Raw genomic sequence first — 17,017 nt, 5'->3', positions numbered from 1 at the left:
ATGAGGGAACGGTCACGGCGCAGCGCCTGCGCCTTGCCGTGAAAACGGCAATTTCTGAAGTGAACGCCGAGCTGTACGACTGGCGCGCCGCGCAGATTGCGGCGGGCTTTAAGGTGCTGGCCGACGTGCCTGCGGAATCGCTCGACGGCGAGAGCGAAAAGATTACGGCCTACCTTGCCGCCGTCAGTGCGCTGACCGCCGCCACCATCGTTGAGCGCTATCGCGGCTATGACGCCAGCGGCACGAAAAAAGCGGGCGAAATCGAGGCGAGCGCCGACGAGTACTGGCGCGACGCGCGATTCAGTATCAGCCGCATCGCCGGTAAGCCTGGCTGCATTGTGGATCTGCTCTGATGAACGTTTACGCGCAGCAGGGCGATACCGTTGACGAAATCTGTCAGCGCTATTACGGACGAACCGGTCAGGCCGTCGGGCTGGTTTATGCGGCTAATCCGGGCCTCGCCGAAAGCGGGCCGGTGCTGCCACACGGCTGCGAGGTGACGCTGCCTGATCTGCCTGAATCTTCAGCAGGTGAAACCGTCAACCTGTGGGACTAAAAATGGAAAAAATCAGCTCTGTGATCAACTACCTGATTGGCCTCATCCTGATGTGGTTCGGCCGTCATACGCCGCAGGATATCGCCTTTATGGTCGGTTCCGGCGTGGCGGTTATCACGCTTATAACTAACGTGGCGACGTTCTTTATCAACTGGCATTACCGACGCAAAACCTACGAGCTGCAGCGCCTGCGGGGGGTGAACCTTGAGCCAGACCGTTAAACGCTGCGCCGTCGTCGCCGTGCTGGCGATTGCTGCGCTGCTGCCACAGTTTAAAACCCTGAAAACGTCCGAGGCCGGGCTTGCGCTCATTGCCAACGCCGAGGGGTGCCGCACCTCGCCCTATCAGTGCAGCGCCGGAGTCTGGACTAACGGCATCGGTCACACAGAGGGCGTGACGCCGCAAAGCCAGATCAGCGAGCGGCAGGCGGCGGTTAATCTTGTGTATGACGTGATGCGCGTAGAGCGCGGGATCGATACCTGTATGCGCAGCGATATGCCGCAGCCGGTCTATGACACCGCCGTTTCATTCGCCTTTAACGTCGGCGTGCGCGCGGCCTGCAGCTCGACCTTTGCCCGTTACATCATGATGCAGCACTGGTCTGATGCCTGTAATGAGCTGCGGCGCTGGGTGTACGTTAAGGGCGTTAAAAATCGCGGGCTGGAAAACCGCCGCGCGAATGAGACAGCCTACTGCCTGCGGGGTGCGAAATGACGCGGCTGATAGCTCTGCTTCTGGCCGTGGCTCTGCTGGCGCTGGGCGTGACCGGCTGGCAGTGGAAAGTTGCAAAAGACGACCTGACCAGCGCACAGCGCATTATCGGCACGCTGTCGGCCGGTATCGAGAGCCGCGACCGGGCGATAGCCAGGCTGGACGCGGATGCAAAAGCCAGCCAGAAGCGCGAGGCCGAGCTGCGGCTGATGCAGGGCCGTGCCAGCACGGCCGCGCTTAACCGTGAAATGACCATACAGAGAGAAACCGATGCGAATCCGATACTGCGTAACTGGTCTGCTGCTGATCTGCCTGACGATGTTATCCGGCTGCACGCCCGTCCGGCCTTCGCCAGCGCCAGAGATTATCTGGATTGGGTGTCCGCGCGTGACAAGCTGCCCGGTGCCGGGAAACAGCCTTAAAACGGCGGGCGATCTGACGGCGGACAATCGCCAGCTTGAGGCTGCACTCGCCGCCTGCGGGCTGCAGGTCGAAATCATCAAAGACTGCCAGGAACAACACGATGCTGAAACCGCAACAACTGCGTCAGGCGCTGACCGACAGCGTGCCGGAGCTGCAGCGAAACCCTGACGCGCTGAACGTATTTATCGACAGCGGGCGCATCGTCTCGACGCTTGCCAGCTCGCTGTCGTTTGAATACCAGTACCGGCTTAACATGGTTATCACCGACTACGCCGGTAATATCGACCTGCTGATTGTGCCGCTGCTGGCATGGCTGCGCACAAATGAACCCGACATCATGGCAACCGAGGAAAAGCGCCGGACGGGCTTTACCTTTCAGGCGGACGTTATCAGCGACACGGCCAGCGACATCAGCATTGAGCTGCAGCTGAGCGAGCGCGTGATCGTGAAGCGGGCCGACGACGGGCTGCACGTGACCCACGTCGGCGAGAACCCGCTGCCGGAAAATGACGCGCGGCCGGTGCAGCTTTACGTTAAGGGCGAGCTGGTCAGCGAGTTACAGACATGAGCGAGCTGCAGTTGGTAAATGACCGTCTGGAGGCGCTTATCAGCAGCCTGTCAGCCCCGGCGCGTAAAGAAATGGCGCGCAGCATTGGCCGTAAGTTGCGTGCGAGTCAGCAGCAGAACATCAAGCGGCAGCAGGCACCTGACGGAACGCCGTTTAAGCCCCGCAAAACGCAGCCCGTGCGCAGCAAAAAAGGCCGGATAAAGCGCGAGATGTTCGCAAAGCTACGTACCACGAAATATTTAAAAATCGAAGCTACACCAAGTGAAGCTATTGTTGGTTTCGAATCAAAGGTCCAGCATCTAGCAAATGTTCATCACTACGGCTTGAAAGATCGGCCAAGAAGAAATATAAAAGAAGTACTTTACAACAGTCGTCCTCTGCTTGGCTTAACGTCAAATCATTTGAGTTTGATACAAGATGTCATAACGGAAGCTTTAGCAGAGAACTCTAAATAATTTGAGTTATTTTAAAATGGCAAAACCTCGGGTTTTTATTAGCTCTACTTTTTTTGATCTCCGCTCAATGCGGGCTAGTTTAGAACGGTTTGTCAAAGAAACAGGTTACGACCCTATTCTATTTGAACGAGGTCACATTCCATGGGGGAAGGAGGATGCTCTTGAATCTTATTGCTATAGAGAGATCCATACTTGCGATATCTTAGTTGCGGTTATTGGCGGAAAATTTGGCACGCAATCCAGAAGTAATGATTCCTCAATAACGCAAAATGAGATAAATGAAGCTTATGAGAAAGGAAAGCAAGTTTATTTATTTGTCGATAAGTCAGTGCATTCTGAATATCATACCTATCAAAAAAATAAACACCTTGAAGGCTTCTCTCCAATTTCAGTAGATAACAATAAAATATTTGATTTTCTATATGATATTTACAATATGGATGTAGGAAATCCAGTTGAGCCATTTGAAACAGTCGAAGACATTATAAGATTCCTGAAGGAACAATGGGCCGGATTGTTTCAGAGGCTGCTTACTACGAATTCAAGATATATTGAGGCGCAGTTGATTAGCGACCTCAAGTCGAGCAGTGAAACTCTAAGCAGTTTAGTTGCAGTGTTGCTTAAGGAAAAGAATAATCCCGGTCAAGTTAATGACATATTAATGTTGCACCACCCGGCTTTCGAAGCAATTAAGAAAAGTGCTGGGATAACTTATAGGGTTGTTTTTTATAACCTAGAAGAGCTGAACCAATTATTATCAGCAAGGGGATATAATCTCGATAAAGATTGGTCGCCTGATGATGCTCACGATTTCGATAACAAAAAAGCTAATAAAGCTATTCGTGTAAGCAAGGATATTTTTGATGCTGAAGATAAGTTGATCACAATGACTCCTGCTGATTGGAAAACCGATTATGTGAAAGTTATTCCGCTAGCAGCGTTTTCCGATGACGAGATTCCCTTCTAGAACGTCAAATTTACGTTTCGTTAGTCAATGAGCAAACAGCATAAGGTTGCTGCTAATTAATTTGAACGGCAACCTTATGTCATGAACGAACAACTCTCAGAAATTCAGCGCCTGCTGCGCAATCTTATCCGCATCGGAACCGTGTCGGCCGTCAATCTCGACGGTGGGCTGTGCCGTGTCGATACGGGAAAAAACACAACCAACTGGCTGCACTGGCTGAGCGCCCGTGCGGGTAAAACCCGCTCGTGGAATGCGCCGTCAGTGGGGGAGCAGGTTCTTATTTTGTGCCTCGGCGGCGAACTCGATACCGGCTTTGTGCTGCCGGGCATTTTCTCGGATGACAACCCAGCCCCGTCAGCCTCGGCCGATGCACTGCACTGGTCATTCCCTGACGGCGCAGTGATCGAGTACGAGCCGGAAACGGGCGCACTGGCCGCAACCGGCATACAGACGGCAACCATCAAAGCAGCGGTAAAAATCCTGTTCGACTCGCCCGAAGTGGAATGCACAACGCTGCTCAAAACTGCGCAACTGGAAGTCACAAAGGGCGCAGTGATGAAAGGCAACGTTACGCATAGCGGTGGCAACCTTTCCTCAAACGGCAAAGTGCTGCACTCGCATATCCACCCAGGCGACAGCGGCGGCCAGACGGGAGCGCCAGTATGACAACTGCAAAATATATCGGCATGAACCGGGAAACCGGCGGCGCGCTGACCGACCTCGATCACATCCGGCAGTCAGTGCGTGACATTCTGCTGACCCCTGTCGGCACCAGGGTGATGCGTCGCCAGTATGGTTCGCTTTTATCCGCGCTGATTGACCAGCCGCAAAACGAGGCGCTGCGCCTGCAGATTATGTCGGCCTGCTATATGGCGATCCTGAAATGGGAGCCGCGCGTAAAGCTGACCGCCATCAGCTTTGAGTCGGATATCAACGGCGCAATGGTGGTTGAGCTGTCCGGTAACCGCACCGACGGCGCGCAGCCTTTTTCCTTAACCGTTCCTGTGAGCTGAGACTATGGCAACTATCGACCTGAGCCAGCTGCCTGCCCCTGATGTGGTGGAGGCGTTGGACTATGAAAGCCTGCTGGCCGAGCGTAAGGCGACGCTGATTTCCCTTTACCCGGCTGACCAGCAGGAGGCCGTCGCCCGCACGCTGACGCTGGAGTCAGAACCCATCGTTAAACTGCTGCAGGAAAATGCCTACCGTGAGCTGATCCTGCGCCAGCGCATCAATGAGGCGGCAAAAGCCGTCATGGTTGCTTATGCGCTGGATGGCGACCTTGACCAGCTCGGCGCGAATAATGGCGTACCCCGCCTGATTATTACCCCGGCCGACGATACAACCATTCCGCCAACCCCCGCAGTGATGGAAAGTAACGATGATTTCCGGCTGCGCATCGCCTCCGCCTTTGAAGGGCTGAGCGTGGCCGGGCCAACCGGTGCTTATGAGTACCATGCCAAAAGTGCTGACGGCCGCGTAGCCGATGCATCAGCCATCAGCCCGTCGCCCGCCGTTGTTACCGTGACTGTGCTTGCGCGAGAAGGCAACGGCGTGGCGGGCGACGATTTGCTGGCCGTGGTTAACGCTGCGCTCAATGATGAGGACGTGCGCCCGGTTGCCGACCGGGTGAGCGTGCAGTCAGCAAAAATTGTGGAATACGAAATCGTGGCCGAGCTATACCTCTATCCGGGGCCGGAAGCGGAGCCAATCCGCGCCGCCTCAGAGGCAAAGCTCGCCGCCTTTGTCAGCGCGCAGAAGCGCCTCGGCCGAGACATTCGCCTGTCTGCGCTGTATGCCGCCATGCACGTTGAGGGCGTGCAGCGCGTCAACCTTATCAAGCCATCGGCTGATGTGGTGCTCGACAAAACGCAGGCCGCTTACTGCACAGGCTACACGCTGACAGTGGGGGGATCGGATGAGTGATCGCCTGCTGCCGACCGGCTCATCAGCGCTTGAGATTGCTGCTGCCGAGGCGCTGGCGAGTCCTAGCGCTATGAGCGTGCCGCTGCGCCAGTTATGGAATCCGTACACATGCCCGGTGGAGCTTCTGCCCTATCTGGCGTGGGCGTGGTCGGTTGACCGATGGGATTCAGACTGGCCTGAATCGACAAAGCGCGCCGTGGTTGCCGCCTCGCAGTACGTGCACCGGCACAAGGGCACTATCGGGGCAATCCGCCGCGTCGTTGAGCCGCTGGGCTATCTCATCAAGATAATTGAGTGGTGGAAAACCAACGAAGCGCCAGGCACGTTCCGGCTGGACGTGGGCGTACTGGATACCGGCATTACCGAGGAAATGTATAACGAGCTGGAGCGCCTGATAGCTGACGCCAAGCCCTGCAGCCGTCACCTTATCGGCCTGTCCATTAATCTCGATGCTAACGGCACTCTGCCGGTCGCCGTTGCCAGCTACAGCGGCGACGAGCTGACTGTTTACCCTTACACCCCTGAGCTTATCAGCGTCGGCGGGCCGGTCTATTCTGGCGCGGCGGTGCATCTTATTGACCTGACGGAAGTGAGCGCATGACGACAAAATATTTTGCCCTGCTGACCAATCAGGGCGCGGCTAAGCTGGCGAACGCCGCCGCACTCGGCACGAAAGTGAATATCGCCTCTATGGGTGTCGGCGATGGTGGCGGCACGCTGCCGACGCCTGACGCGGCGCAGACTAAGCTCATCGGCGAGAAGCGCCGCGCGCAGCTTAATTCGCTGACAGTTGACGCGGCAAACAGCAGCCAGATTATTGCCGAGCAGATTATCCCCGAAAACGAGGGCGGTTTCTGGATCCGCGAGATTGGCCTGTATGACGCCGACGGCGTGCTGATTGCCGTTGCTAACTGCCCGGAAACCTATAAGCCGCAGCTGGCTGAAGGCAGCGGCAGAACGCAGACCGTGCGCATGATCCTTATTGTCAGCAGTACCGGTGATGTGGCGCTGAAGATAGACCCGGCTGTTGTGCTGGCGACCCGGCAATATGTGGATAAGGTTATGTCTGACCATATTGCCGCCGCTAATCCGCACAGACAGTATCTGCTTGCCGCTGACGGATCGGCGCTGCCGGTTGGTATTCCTCAGCCGTGGCCGTCCGCAACACCCCCGACAGGCTGGCTTAAGTGCAACGGCGCATCCTTCAGCGCCTCAGCCTATCCGGCACTTGCGAAAGTCTATCCGTCGCTGAAACTGCCAGATCTGCGCGGTGAGTTTATTCGCGGCTGGGACGACGGGCGCGGTGCGGACAGCGGACGTGTGCTGCTGTCCGCGCAGGGTGATGCCATACGTAACATTACCGGCGTGCAGTCTCTTGATGTGGCTTACAACGGGAAGTCTGAAGGCGCTTTTTATAACAATGGCAAAAATGCGAACGAAGGCGTTTACGCAGATGGTTCGCCCATCAATGATGGTCCGCCGGTCGGCACTGTGAGTTCGGGCGCTTCAACCGGCGAGAAAATTTATTTTGACGCCTCGCGCATGGTGCCTGTGGCGGCGGAGAACCGCCCGCGTAACGTGGCGTTTAACTACATCGTGAGGGCTGCATAATGGCTAAGGTGACACTTGATAAAAACGGGCTGGCAAAAGCCGACGGCACGCTGACGGTTTACGGGTATGACGCGCTAACCGGGGAGTTTACCGGCGCAGTGCAGGAGTTTCTTCCGCAGGGTGTCGGCCTGCCCGCCTGCGCCTGCCTGAGCGCACCGCCTGCCTCGCAGTCGGGCATGGTGGCCGTGTATCAGGGCGGCGGCTGGCTGAGCATGCCGGACCATCGCGGCGAAACGGTTTACCCGGTTTACGGCGGCGCGCCGGTGAAGATTACTGCGCTCGGCGACTATCCCGCAGACACCACAACGCAGGCTCCGGCAACCACGTTCGACAAGTGGGACGGTGAAAAGTGGGTAACCGACAACGATGCGCAGCAGCAATCACTGTTTGACGCAGCGGCCAGCGAAAAGTCGGCGCGCGTGAGTGAGGCCAATGGCATCACCCAGGCATGGCAGACGCAGCTGCTGCTGGGGATTATTACGGATGACGATAAAGCATTGCTTATCGAGTGGATGAAGTACATTCAAAAATTACAAAAATTAGACTTGAGTAAAAAAACAACAATAGTTTGGCCTAACAAACCATTGTAATAAAAAACGAGGGTTCTTTAATCTCCATAGATAGAGAGAGTAGAGAACCCTAAATATAAGTGACTTCTTTAAAAAGACTACTATCAATCCTACAAAAATATTGACGAAGCAAGTTTTTCAGTCTAGGTTAAAAAGACTAATCCATCTAGATTAAAAATCATATCGCAACCTTAGGTTGCCATACATCGCGCAATTTTCATCTCAAACCCAAATTATGTCTTTTGACAAAGATCATGACAGGGTTGCGTAATAGAAAACCCCAAGCAAGCCAGTAGAAAGGAATAAAATTAGCCATCTTTTTACCCTAACATTCAAAGGCGCTACTTTTTTATCGCTCCTGATGAAATCATTTAAAGCTGAATCATATTGCCTCACTAGAGTGGTCCTTATTGATTGAATCGTAGATGAGCCAACGCCAGAGTTAAGATAAGTATTTAAAAGATCTCTAGATTCAATTTCAGTTATAATATTTGAAGGCAAACACATCTTCATTAAAACAAAAGCTTTTTCATTGGATTGTATAATCAACTCAACGAAGTTATCTTCATTAAAGAATGGCCCGATGCGTATCATTGGCTCAATTATCTTTGTGATGTCTTCATTTTCTAAAGGGCTACCTTTCGCTATTTTCTCATAGGCCATCACAATCGCAGATGATGATTTATCTATTAATGGGGAGATGTAACTCATTTTAGCTCTAGCTTCGGAAATAGTTAGATTCATTAAGCTCCATATAAATATAAATATACCTGCAACAATGGGAGCTATGGATTTTACAACTTCTTTCCAGCTATCCTTGTTGTAGTTATTATACAGAGTGTTACTTATGTTGACTAACTGGCCCTTTATTCCGTCTAGCTTTTCACCTAGTTGCTGAGATGCGATGGTTGTATCGTTGTGATATTTTTGAATTCTAAACTCTTCAAAACTTTCACTCAAGAGCTTGATACCTCTTAACCCTTCTTTGAATGATTTAGCGTCGACCCCAACCTTTCCTTCCTCTTTAAGGGCTTCATCTATCGCGAAATTAATTTTAATTAAGTGACTTTCTAGAGATGAAAGTTTTCTTGCGCTTAATGGATCGACAGTATATAGCTCTGTAACTTCCTTTTTATTGACTTGCGCAGGTGCTGAGCAAGCAGATATAAAAATGAAAAAAAATATAAAAATCCTATACATCAACTCTTCTCCATAAAAATTTATGTCCATCGCTAAATCTAATGCTTTTCTTCAAAAAGGTTTTGCTAATTATAACAGTAAAACAATTTCGAGCTAATGTCCTTTGATGTCTTAGCAAACATAAATGAGCTGTTGTTATACAAAAAAGAAGTCACCCTGAGCACACCCTCAAAACGGAGTGCATCAGATGTCAGATTATCATCATGGTGTCCGCGTCGTCGAAGTTAATGACGGCACGCGCACCATTACAACCGTATCAACCGCAATCGTGGGCATGGTCTGCACCGCGCAGGACGCTGACGCGGCAACCTTTCCACTCAATACGCCGGTACTTATCACCAACGTGCAGGGCGTAGTCGGCAAGGCGGGTAAAAAAGGCACACTTGCGGCCGCGCTGCAGGCCATTGCTGACCAGTCCAAACCTGTGACCGTCGTCGTGCGCGTGGCTGAAGGTGCCGACGAAGCCGAAACCACGTCAAATATCATCGGCGGCACGGATGAAAACGGCCAGTATACCGGCATGAAAGCGCTGCTCGCCGCGCAGACCCAGCTCGATGTTAAGCCTCGCATTCTTGGCGTGCCGGGGCTGGATTCACTGGCGGTGGCGACCGCGCTTGCCAGCATCGCGCAGCAGCTGCGCGCCTTTGCCTACGTGTCAGCGTGGGAATGCAAAACCATTTCCGAAGCCCGCCTGTATCGTCAGAACTTCAGCCAGCGCGAAATCATGGTTATCTGGCCGGACTTTCTCGCCTGGAACACTGCGACCAGCAAATCCGATACTGCCTTTGCGACCGCCCGCGCGCTGGGCCTGCGCGCCAAAATCGACAACGACACGGGCTGGCATAAAACCCTGTCTAACGTCGGCGTTAACAATGTGACCGGTATTTCCGCGTCGGTGTTCTGGGATCTGCAGCAGACCGGCACCGACGCCGACCTGCTCAACGAGGCCGACATTACGACGCTGATTCGTAAAGACGGTTTCCGCTTCTGGGGCAACCGCACCTGCAGCGATGACCCGCTGTTTCAGTTTGAGAACTACACCCGCACCGCGCAGGTGCTGGCCGACACGATGGCCGAGGCGCACATGTGGGCGGTTGATAAGCCGCTGACGCCGGTTCTGGTGCGCGAGATTATCGCGGGCATAAATGCGAAGTTCCGCGAGCTGGTTAACGCCGGTTATCTGCTGGGTGCATCCGCCTGGTATGACGAAAGCGCCAACGATAAAGACACCCTGAAGGCGGGGAAACTCTTTATCGATTATGACTATACGCCGGTTCCGCCGCTGGAGGATTTAACCCTTCGCCAGCGCATCACCGACACCTATCTGGCGAACTTCGCCGCATCCGTAAACAGCTGAGGAGCCGGATAAATGGCACTGCCACGCAAACTGAAGGGCATGAACCTTTTTAACGACGCCAACAGCTATCAGGGTGTCGTTACCGCCGTCACCCTGCCGAAGCTGGCGCGCAAGCTCGACCCGTTCCGCGCGGGCGGCATGAGCGGCGCGGCCTTTATTGATAACGGTCTGGAAGATGACGCGCTTGATGTTGAATGGAGCATCGGCGGTATTGATGAGCTGGTACTCACGCAGTGGGGTGCGTCTGACATTCCCCTGCGCTTTACCGGCTCTTACCAGCGCGACGATACCGGCGAGGAAATCGCGGTAGAGATTGAGGTGCGCGGTAAGCATCAGTCGTTTGATTTTGGTGAAGCCAAGCAGGGCGAAGATACCGAAACCAAAATCACCAGTAAAAACACCTATTACAAGCTCACCTTCAACGGCAAAGAGCTGATCGAAATCGACACCATCAACATGGTGGAGAAGGTTAACGGCACTGACCGTCTTGAGCAGCGCCGTAAAAACCTCGGCCTGGTATAAACACTGACGCCAGCGCCCGCCGCTGGCATTACCTGACTACAGTGAACAGAGAACAATCATGGAAAAGAAAGATAGCGTTGTTGAGTTTGAAACCCCGCTGAAGCGCGGCGAAACCGAAATCAAAAGCGTGGAGCTGATTAAGCCGACGGCCGGAAGTCTGCGCGGCGTGCGCCTGGCCGACCTGTGCCAGTCTGATGTTGACGCCCTGCTGACCGTGCTGCCCCGCATTACCCTGCCAGCGCTGACAAAGGCCGAGTGTAATGCCCTTGATCCGGTAGACCTGATTGCGCTGGGCGGAAAGGTGATCGGTTTTTTGCAGTCGAAGTCGGACGAATAGACTGGCCGCACGGCCTGACGGTTAACGACCTGATGGCCGACATTGCCACGATATTTCACTGGCAACCTTCCGAGATGTACGACATGCCGCTGGCCGAGCTGATGGACTGGCGGCATAAAGCCTTTATCCGCAGCGGAGCAACCCCGGATGAGCAATAACCTCAAGGTGCAGGTACTGCTGAACGCGGTAGACAAAGCCTCGCGCCCCTTCAAAGCCGTGCAGACCGCCGCTAAAAATCTGTCGTCTGACATTCGCCAGACACAATCAACCATTAAGGAGCTGGATGCGCAGGCCGGAAAAATTGACGGCTTCCGCAAGGCCAGCGCGCAGCTGGCCGTCACGCAGCAGAGCCTGAAGGACGCAAAGCAGGAGGCGGCAGCGCTGGCCGTGCAGTTTAAAAACACGGAGCGCCCGACGACACAGCAGGCCCGCGCGCTTGAAAAGGCCCGGCAGGCGGCGGCTGAGCTGCAGACCAAAACCAACAGCCTGCGCCTGTCGGTCCAGCAGCAGCGCGAGGCGCTTAACGCGGCGGGGATTTCCACTAAAAGCCTGAGCAGTGAGCAGCAGCGCCTGAAATCCGCCTCGGCGCAGGCAACCGTCAGTCTGAGTCGGCAGAAAATGGAGCTGCAGCGGCTGAATGCGCAGCAGGAGCGGCTGAACCAGACCAGCGAACGCTACCGTAAAGGACAGGAGCTGTCAGGCAGGGTGCGCAACATGGGCGCGGCCGGTATCGGTGCTGCCACGGTTGGCGGCATGGCAGCAACCTCGCTCCTGATGCCGGGGTTTGATTTTGCACAGAAAAATTCCGAGCTGCAGGCCGTGCTCGGTGTGGGAAAAGAATCGCCGGAAATGAAAGCCCTGCGTGCGCAGGCGCGTCAGCTCGGCGATACAACCGCCGCCTCTGCCGATGATGCCGCAGGCGCGCAAATCGTTATCGCCAAAGGCGGCGGTGATGCCGCTGCCGTTCAGGCCGTTACGCCGGTTACGCTCAACATGGCGCTGGCAAACAAGCGCACGATGGAAGAAAACGCCGGGCTGCTGATGGGGATGAAGTCAGCCTTCCAGCTTTCAAACGATAAGGTGGCACACATCGGCGACGTGCTGTCGATGACCATGAATAAAACGGCCGCTGACTTTGACGGGCTGAGTGACGCGCTGACCTACGTCGCCCCGGTAGCGAAAAACGCGGGCGTCAGCATCGAGCAGGCGGCGGCGATGGTCGGCGCTCTGCACGATGCCAAAATAACCGGCTCAATGGCCGGTACGGGAAGCCGCGCCGTGCTGAGCAGGCTGCAGGCTCCTACCGGCGAATCATTCAAGGCTATCAAAGAGCTGGGAATTAAAACGGCAGACGGCAAAGGAAATACCCGCCCGATCTTCACCATCCTGAAAGAAATGCAGGCGAGCTTTGATCGTAACAAGCTGGGAACGGGCCAGCGCGCCGAGTACATGAAAACCATCTTCGGCGAAGAGGCCAGCTCATCGGCCGCCGTACTGATGACCGCCGCCTCAACCGGCAAGCTTGATCAGCTGACCGCCACGTTTAAAGCCTCTGATGGCAAAACCGCCGAACTGGTCCAGGTCATGCAGGATAATCTCGGCGGCGATCTGAAAGAGCTGCAGTCTGCTTATGAGGCTATCGGCACCGACCTGTTTGATCAGAACGACGGCAGCCTGCGCACACTTACACAGGATACAGCGGCGCTGCTGCTTAAGGTTGATGGCTGGATTAAAGCTAATCCTGAGCTGGCAGGCGGTATAGCAAAAGTGGTGATGGGCGGGCTGATGTTAGCCGGGGCGCTGGGTGCTATCGGGCTGGTAGCCTGGCCGGTGATCGCAGGCGTGAATACCCTGATTGCCGGGGCGGGCTTCCTCGGTACGGCATTCAGCATCGCGGGCGGAGCGATTACGGCCGCGCTCGGCGCTATCACGCTGCCGGTTGTGGCCGTCGCGGCGGCAATCGTGGCCGGGGCGCTACTGGTGCGCAAATACTGGAAACCCATCAGCGCCTTTATTGCAGGCATGGCCGAAGGATTCACCGCTGCGATGGGGCCGATCAGTGATTCCTTCGGTTCGTTAAAGCCGGTGTTTGATTGGGTGGGCGGCAAGGTCAAAGAGCTGTGGGACTGGTTCGGCAAACTACTGGAGCCGGTAAAATCAACGCAGACTGAACTCGCCGCCGCCGCAGATATGGGTAAGAAGTTCGGCAACATGCTGGCCGAGGCGCTGAAAATTCCAGGTCACGCGCTCGATCAGCTGATGGGCGGCATTAACTGGATGCTGGATAAGCTCGGCATTATCGACACGAAATCCGACGGGCTGAAAGACAAGGTGCCGTCGCCTGACCCGGTAGCGACCGGCGGCGCGGGCGCCGATACCGGCGGGCTGCAATACAACATCGCCTACGGGGGCGCGCCTTACCGCCCGGTTTCAGCTCCGTCAGCCGGGGGCGGATTCACCGACCGCAGCCAGAATACATATCAGTATGAAATTAACATGCATGAGGGTATGACCAAAGACGACGCAATGGCATTAATGGCGCAGCACCAGGCAAAAGAGCAGCGCAACCGCCAGGCACAGAACCGCAGCAAAATGGGCTGGGAGGATTAACCGATGATGATGATTTACGGCATGATGCCGTTTATGCGACAGACCCTGCCTTACGGGGACATGCAGCAGAATATCGACTACCGCTGGCCCACTAACAGCAGGTTCGGGCAGCGTCCATCGGCGCAGTTTATCGGGCCGGGCGATGAAAAAATCACGCTTTCCGGGGAGCTGCGCCCGGAAATCACAGGCGGCCCGGTGTCGCTGATGACCGTCCGCCTGATGGCCGATGAGGGCATGGCGTGGCCGCTGATTGGCGGCAGCGGCATGATTTACGGCATGTACGTGATCGAGAGTATTTCTAACACCTTCAGCGAGTTTTATCCCAACGGAACGGCCAGCAAAATCATGTTTACCCTGAGTCTTAAGCGCGTGGATGAGTCGCTTACCTCTATGTTTGGCGATCTGAAGAAACAGGCTGACGGGCTTATCAGCGGCTCAGGCAATCTGCCAGGGCAGCTCACGTCAGCAATCAACGGCGTAAAGTCGGCAGCCGGTAGCCTGATTTCTTCTGCACAGGGGCTGCTCGGATGATCGGGATAAGCAGCCTGCCGGTACAGGCCGGGGCGCAGCTGACGCCGGATTTCATGCTGAAGGTTAATTCTAATGACGTCACAACCAACATCCGGGATCGCCTTGTCTCGATGACGCTGACCGATAACCGCGGCTTTGAAGCTGACCAGCTGGATATTGAGCTGGACGACGCCGACGGCCAGCTGGCAATGCCGGTGCGCGGCGCAGTGATAACGCTGTTTCTCGGCTGGAAGGGGCAGACGCTTTTCGACAAAGGTGATTTCACCGTTGATGAGGTTGAGCACCACGGCGCGCCGGACACCATGACCATTCGCGCCCGCAGTGCCGATTTTCGTGGCTCGCTCAATTCCCGCCGGGAGGTGTCCTATCACGACACCACCCTGGGGGAAGTCGTGACGCAGATAGCCGCACGAAATAACTTAAAGCGCATGCTGGCTGATGGGTTCGCCGGAATTGCCGTAGCGCACATTGACCAGACGCAGGAGACAGACGCTAAATTCCTGACGCGACTCGCCACGCTGTACGGCGCGGTTGCGGCAGTGAAGGCCGGGCGGCTTCTGTTTATAAAGCCCGGTAACGGCGTCACCGCCAGCGGAAAGCCAATCCCGCAGATGACGATTACGCGACAGGACGGCGACCGGCACAGCTTCAGCATTGCTGACCGTGGCGCATATACCGGCGTCTCTGCGAGCTGGCTGCATACCAAAGACCCGAAGCCGAAAAAGGTGAAGGTGAAGCGCAAGCCAAAGGTAAAGCATCTGCGCGCGCTGGAGCACCCGGCGGCTAAAAAGAAAAAGACGACCGCGACCAAAACACCAGAGGCCAGAGAGGGTGATTATCTGGCTGGCACGGAAGACAATATATTTACGCTGACGACCGTATATGCGACGAAAGCGGCCGCAATGCGGGCAGCTAAAGCAAAGTGGGATAAGCTGCAGCGCGGAGTCGCTGAGTTCTCGCTCACGCTCGCAATGGGCCGCGCCGACCTGTACCCGGAGACGCCGGTCAGGGTGAGCGGCTTTAAGTCGGTGATCGATGCGCAGCCGTGGATTATCAGTAAGGTGACGCATAGCCTGAGCGGCAGCGGGTATACAACCACGCTTGAGTTTGAAGTGCTGCTTTCAGATATTGAATATCAGTCAGAAACAGAGGGTGAAACGGAAACTGCTTAATTCGGGTGTAATTTGCAAAACACGATTTGCATATTCAAACTAAGTGGCTCTCCCTGCCCTTATTGAGGATATTGATGATGATGCACTGCCCTTTATGCCAGACAGCAGCCCACGCAAAAAGCAGCCGCTATGTTTCAAAAGAAACAAAAGAACGTTATCACCAGTGCCAGAATATTAATTGCAGCTGCACATTCAAAACGCACGAGACCGTGACTGGAATGATTGTCTCGCCTGGGCAAATCAATAAGGTGCCACTCTACACTAGCCAACAGCAACCTTCCCTTCTGCATTAATTTAGCCCGCTCAGCGGGCTTTTTCATGTTTGAAAATCCATAATCAAACATTGAATACTGTTTTTATATACAGTAATTTAACCCCCTTTTATCAAGGGGGCTGCATGGCAATAAGGAAATTAAATACAGGTAAGTGGCTCTGCGAGTGCTATCTCAATGGAAGGGATGGTAAACGAGTGAGACGACAGTTCAGGACCCGAGCTGAAGCCATTGCCTTTGAGCAATACACTCAGGACGAAATGAAGGCTAAACCCTGGCTGGCTGAGAAAGAGGATAACCGCAAGCTTAGCGAACTTATCGAGCTATGGTACAAACTGCACGGTTGCTCGCTAAGTGACAGAAAAGGCCGACTCGGCAAACTCAATATTATTTGCAATGGCATGGGAAACCCCGTTGCTGCCTCTATCACTTCAAAGGATTGGGCACATTATCGGGACAGGCGTTTACATGGCCTCATACAGAACGGATACAAAACCAGCGATAAATCGTTAAAGGTCTCACCGGGTACCATTAACTGTGAACATGCATTCCTTCGCGCTCTTTTTAATGAGCTGGAACGGCTTGGTGAAATCAGCTACCCCAACCCACTTAAAAATATCCGCGAGTTTGATCAGCCAGAAAAAGAAATGGCATGGTTGACTGAAGCCCAGATACAAAAGCTGCTTGCTGCCTGTAAAGTTCACGATAACCCGGATCTCACGCTGATTATTAAAATCTGCCTTTCAACCGGGTGCCGGTGGAGTGAAGCCGCGAATCTTAAAGCCTCACAATTGTCTCCAAACAAAATTACCTTCATCAATACCAAAGGCAAAAAGAACCGCTCGGTACCTATCGACAACGCCCTGTATAACGAATTAAAAAACAAAGAAGGCCGTTTTTTTGCAGAGTGCTATCGCCAGTTTTATCGGGTCATTCGCCTGGCCGGTATTGAATTACCCGAAGGCCAGATGAGCCATGTACTGCGCCATAGCTTTGCCAGTCACTTTATGATGGCCGGAGGAAATATCATCGTGCTGCAGCGTATTCTCGGGCATTCCGACATCAGGGTGACGATGCGTTATGCGCACTTCGCGCCCGACCATCTTGAGGATGCAATTCGTTGTAATCCGCTGGCGTTGATGGCGAAGGAAAGTGGCGACAAAGTGGCGACTCAGAGTCCAGCAGAGTAGAACAGAAGGTAACAGGGTTGGGCTTAACTAATTGATTATA

The 17,017-nt window shown here is 54.4% G+C and carries 25 protein-coding genes; 24 read left to right on the top strand and 1 reads right to left on the bottom strand.

The features are described from left to right. The 15 genes from CKF42_RS06075 to CKF42_RS06010 form a co-directional block, all read left to right on the top strand. The coding region (locus CKF42_RS06075) for a head completion/stabilization protein (RefSeq protein ID WP_111207781.1) at positions 1–353 on the top strand (353 nt) is incomplete at its 5' end. Continuing rightward, the gene (locus tag CKF42_RS06070) at positions 353–556 is read left to right on the top strand and encodes a tail protein X (protein ID WP_031592803.1); all 204 of its coding nucleotides are present in this window, start codon (positions 353–355) and stop codon (positions 554–556) included. The genes CKF42_RS06075 and CKF42_RS06070, both read left to right, overlap by 1 nt. A gap of 2 nt (positions 557–558) precedes the next feature. Then, positions 559–777, top strand: a complete 219-nt coding sequence (locus tag CKF42_RS06065; protein ID WP_064704197.1) for an HP1 family phage holin — start codon at positions 559–561, stop codon at positions 775–777. Further along, positions 761–1,270 carry a lysozyme gene (locus CKF42_RS06060; protein WP_111207780.1) on the top strand — a complete coding sequence of 170 codons (510 nt, stop codon included), beginning with the start codon at positions 761–763 and terminating at the stop codon, positions 1,268–1,270. The genes CKF42_RS06065 and CKF42_RS06060 overlap by 17 nt, the downstream gene beginning before the upstream one ends. Next, complete coding sequence (lysB, locus tag CKF42_RS06055) at positions 1,267–1,689, top strand: Rz-like lysis system protein LysB (protein WP_111207779.1); 423 nt, start codon at positions 1,267–1,269, stop codon at positions 1,687–1,689. Before CKF42_RS06060 ends, lysB begins: the two co-directional genes overlap by 4 nt. Next, positions 1,586–1,858, top strand: coding sequence for an Rz1-like lysis system protein LysC (lysC, locus tag CKF42_RS21315; protein ID WP_233501029.1), 273 nt, complete (start codon positions 1,586–1,588; stop codon positions 1,856–1,858). Before lysB ends, lysC begins: the two co-directional genes overlap by 104 nt. Then, positions 1,791–2,258, top strand: coding sequence for a phage tail protein (locus CKF42_RS06050; protein ID WP_111207778.1), 468 nt, complete (start codon positions 1,791–1,793; stop codon positions 2,256–2,258). The genes lysC and CKF42_RS06050 overlap by 68 nt, the downstream gene beginning before the upstream one ends. Beyond that, positions 2,255–2,713, top strand: a complete 459-nt coding sequence (locus tag CKF42_RS06045; protein WP_111207777.1) for a phage virion morphogenesis protein — start codon at positions 2,255–2,257, stop codon at positions 2,711–2,713. Before CKF42_RS06050 ends, CKF42_RS06045 begins: the two co-directional genes overlap by 4 nt. A 16-nt stretch (positions 2,714–2,729) precedes the next feature. Beyond that, positions 2,730–3,680, top strand: a complete 951-nt coding sequence (locus CKF42_RS06040) for a DUF4062 domain-containing protein (RefSeq protein WP_146239920.1) — start codon at positions 2,730–2,732, stop codon at positions 3,678–3,680. Positions 3,681–3,761: 81 nt separating this feature from the next. Next, positions 3,762–4,346 (top strand): phage baseplate assembly protein V, encoded by a 585-nt coding sequence (locus CKF42_RS06035; RefSeq protein WP_111207775.1) that lies wholly within the window; start codon positions 3,762–3,764, stop codon positions 4,344–4,346. Continuing rightward, entirely contained in the window at positions 4,343–4,693 is a 351-nt protein-coding gene (locus CKF42_RS06030; RefSeq protein WP_111207774.1) for a GPW/gp25 family protein, read from the top strand. The genes CKF42_RS06035 and CKF42_RS06030 overlap by 4 nt, the downstream gene beginning before the upstream one ends. A gap of 4 nt (positions 4,694–4,697) precedes the next feature. Then, positions 4,698–5,606 carry a baseplate assembly protein gene (locus CKF42_RS06025; RefSeq protein ID WP_111207773.1) on the top strand — a complete coding sequence of 303 codons (909 nt, stop codon included), beginning with the start codon at positions 4,698–4,700 and terminating at the stop codon, positions 5,604–5,606. Next, positions 5,599–6,207 carry a phage tail protein I gene (locus tag CKF42_RS06020; protein WP_111207772.1) on the top strand — a complete coding sequence of 203 codons (609 nt, stop codon included), beginning with the start codon at positions 5,599–5,601 and terminating at the stop codon, positions 6,205–6,207. Before CKF42_RS06025 ends, CKF42_RS06020 begins: the two co-directional genes overlap by 8 nt. Further along, positions 6,204–7,217 (top strand): phage tail protein, encoded by a 1,014-nt coding sequence (locus tag CKF42_RS06015; protein WP_111207771.1) that lies wholly within the window; start codon positions 6,204–6,206, stop codon positions 7,215–7,217. The genes CKF42_RS06020 and CKF42_RS06015 overlap by 4 nt, the downstream gene beginning before the upstream one ends. After that, positions 7,217–7,807, top strand: coding sequence for a tail fiber assembly protein (locus tag CKF42_RS06010; protein ID WP_146239919.1), 591 nt, complete (start codon positions 7,217–7,219; stop codon positions 7,805–7,807). The genes CKF42_RS06015 and CKF42_RS06010 overlap by 1 nt, the downstream gene beginning before the upstream one ends. A 231-nt stretch (positions 7,808–8,038) precedes the next feature. Here CKF42_RS06010 and CKF42_RS06005 read toward each other — a convergent pair whose 3' ends face one another. Further along, positions 8,039–8,986 carry a hypothetical protein gene (locus CKF42_RS06005; RefSeq protein ID WP_146239918.1) on the bottom strand — a complete coding sequence of 316 codons (948 nt, stop codon included), beginning with the start codon at positions 8,984–8,986 and terminating at the stop codon, positions 8,039–8,041. Positions 8,987–9,173: 187 nt separating this feature from the next. Between CKF42_RS06005 and CKF42_RS06000 the strand changes: the two genes are divergently transcribed. The 9 genes from CKF42_RS06000 (at position 9,174) to CKF42_RS05960 (ending at position 16,977) form a co-directional block, all read left to right on the top strand. Next, a complete protein-coding gene (locus CKF42_RS06000) occupies positions 9,174–10,343 on the top strand; it encodes a phage tail sheath protein (RefSeq protein ID WP_111207769.1) in 1,170 nt (389 codons plus the stop codon). A gap of 12 nt (positions 10,344–10,355) precedes the next feature. Then, positions 10,356–10,865: a phage major tail tube protein gene (locus tag CKF42_RS05995; protein WP_111207768.1), complete on the top strand. Its 510-nt coding sequence runs from the start codon at positions 10,356–10,358 to the stop codon at positions 10,863–10,865. A gap of 58 nt (positions 10,866–10,923) precedes the next feature. After that, the gene (locus CKF42_RS05990; RefSeq protein WP_111207767.1) at positions 10,924–11,202 is read left to right on the top strand and encodes a phage tail assembly protein; all 279 of its coding nucleotides are present in this window, start codon (positions 10,924–10,926) and stop codon (positions 11,200–11,202) included. A gap of 32 nt (positions 11,203–11,234) precedes the next feature. Beyond that, the gene (locus CKF42_RS05985; protein ID WP_111207766.1) at positions 11,235–11,360 is read left to right on the top strand and encodes a GpE family phage tail protein; all 126 of its coding nucleotides are present in this window, start codon (positions 11,235–11,237) and stop codon (positions 11,358–11,360) included. Beyond that, positions 11,350–13,812, top strand: a complete 2,463-nt coding sequence (locus CKF42_RS05980; RefSeq protein ID WP_111207765.1) for a phage tail tape measure protein — start codon at positions 11,350–11,352, stop codon at positions 13,810–13,812. Before CKF42_RS05985 ends, CKF42_RS05980 begins: the two co-directional genes overlap by 11 nt. Positions 13,813–13,815: 3 nt before the next feature. Continuing rightward, entirely contained in the window at positions 13,816–14,343 is a 528-nt protein-coding gene (locus tag CKF42_RS05975) for a phage tail protein (protein ID WP_111207764.1), read from the top strand. Continuing rightward, positions 14,340–15,515, top strand: coding sequence for a phage late control D family protein (locus tag CKF42_RS05970; RefSeq protein ID WP_111207763.1), 1,176 nt, complete (start codon positions 14,340–14,342; stop codon positions 15,513–15,515). Before CKF42_RS05975 ends, CKF42_RS05970 begins: the two co-directional genes overlap by 4 nt. A 77-nt stretch (positions 15,516–15,592) precedes the next feature. Beyond that, positions 15,593–15,808, top strand: a complete 216-nt coding sequence (locus CKF42_RS05965) for an ogr/Delta-like zinc finger family protein (protein ID WP_069026604.1) — start codon at positions 15,593–15,595, stop codon at positions 15,806–15,808. Positions 15,809–15,912: 104 nt separating this feature from the next. Beyond that, positions 15,913–16,977 carry a tyrosine-type recombinase/integrase gene (locus CKF42_RS05960; RefSeq protein ID WP_111207762.1) on the top strand — a complete coding sequence of 355 codons (1,065 nt, stop codon included), beginning with the start codon at positions 15,913–15,915 and terminating at the stop codon, positions 16,975–16,977. The last annotated feature ends 40 nt before the right edge of the window (positions 16,978–17,017 follow it).

This window comes from Pantoea sp. ARC270 (genome assembly GCF_003236725.1).
Lineage (GTDB): Bacteria > Pseudomonadota > Gammaproteobacteria > Enterobacterales > Enterobacteriaceae > Pantoea > Pantoea anthophila.
This window is presented reverse-complemented; position numbering and strand designations above follow the sequence as displayed.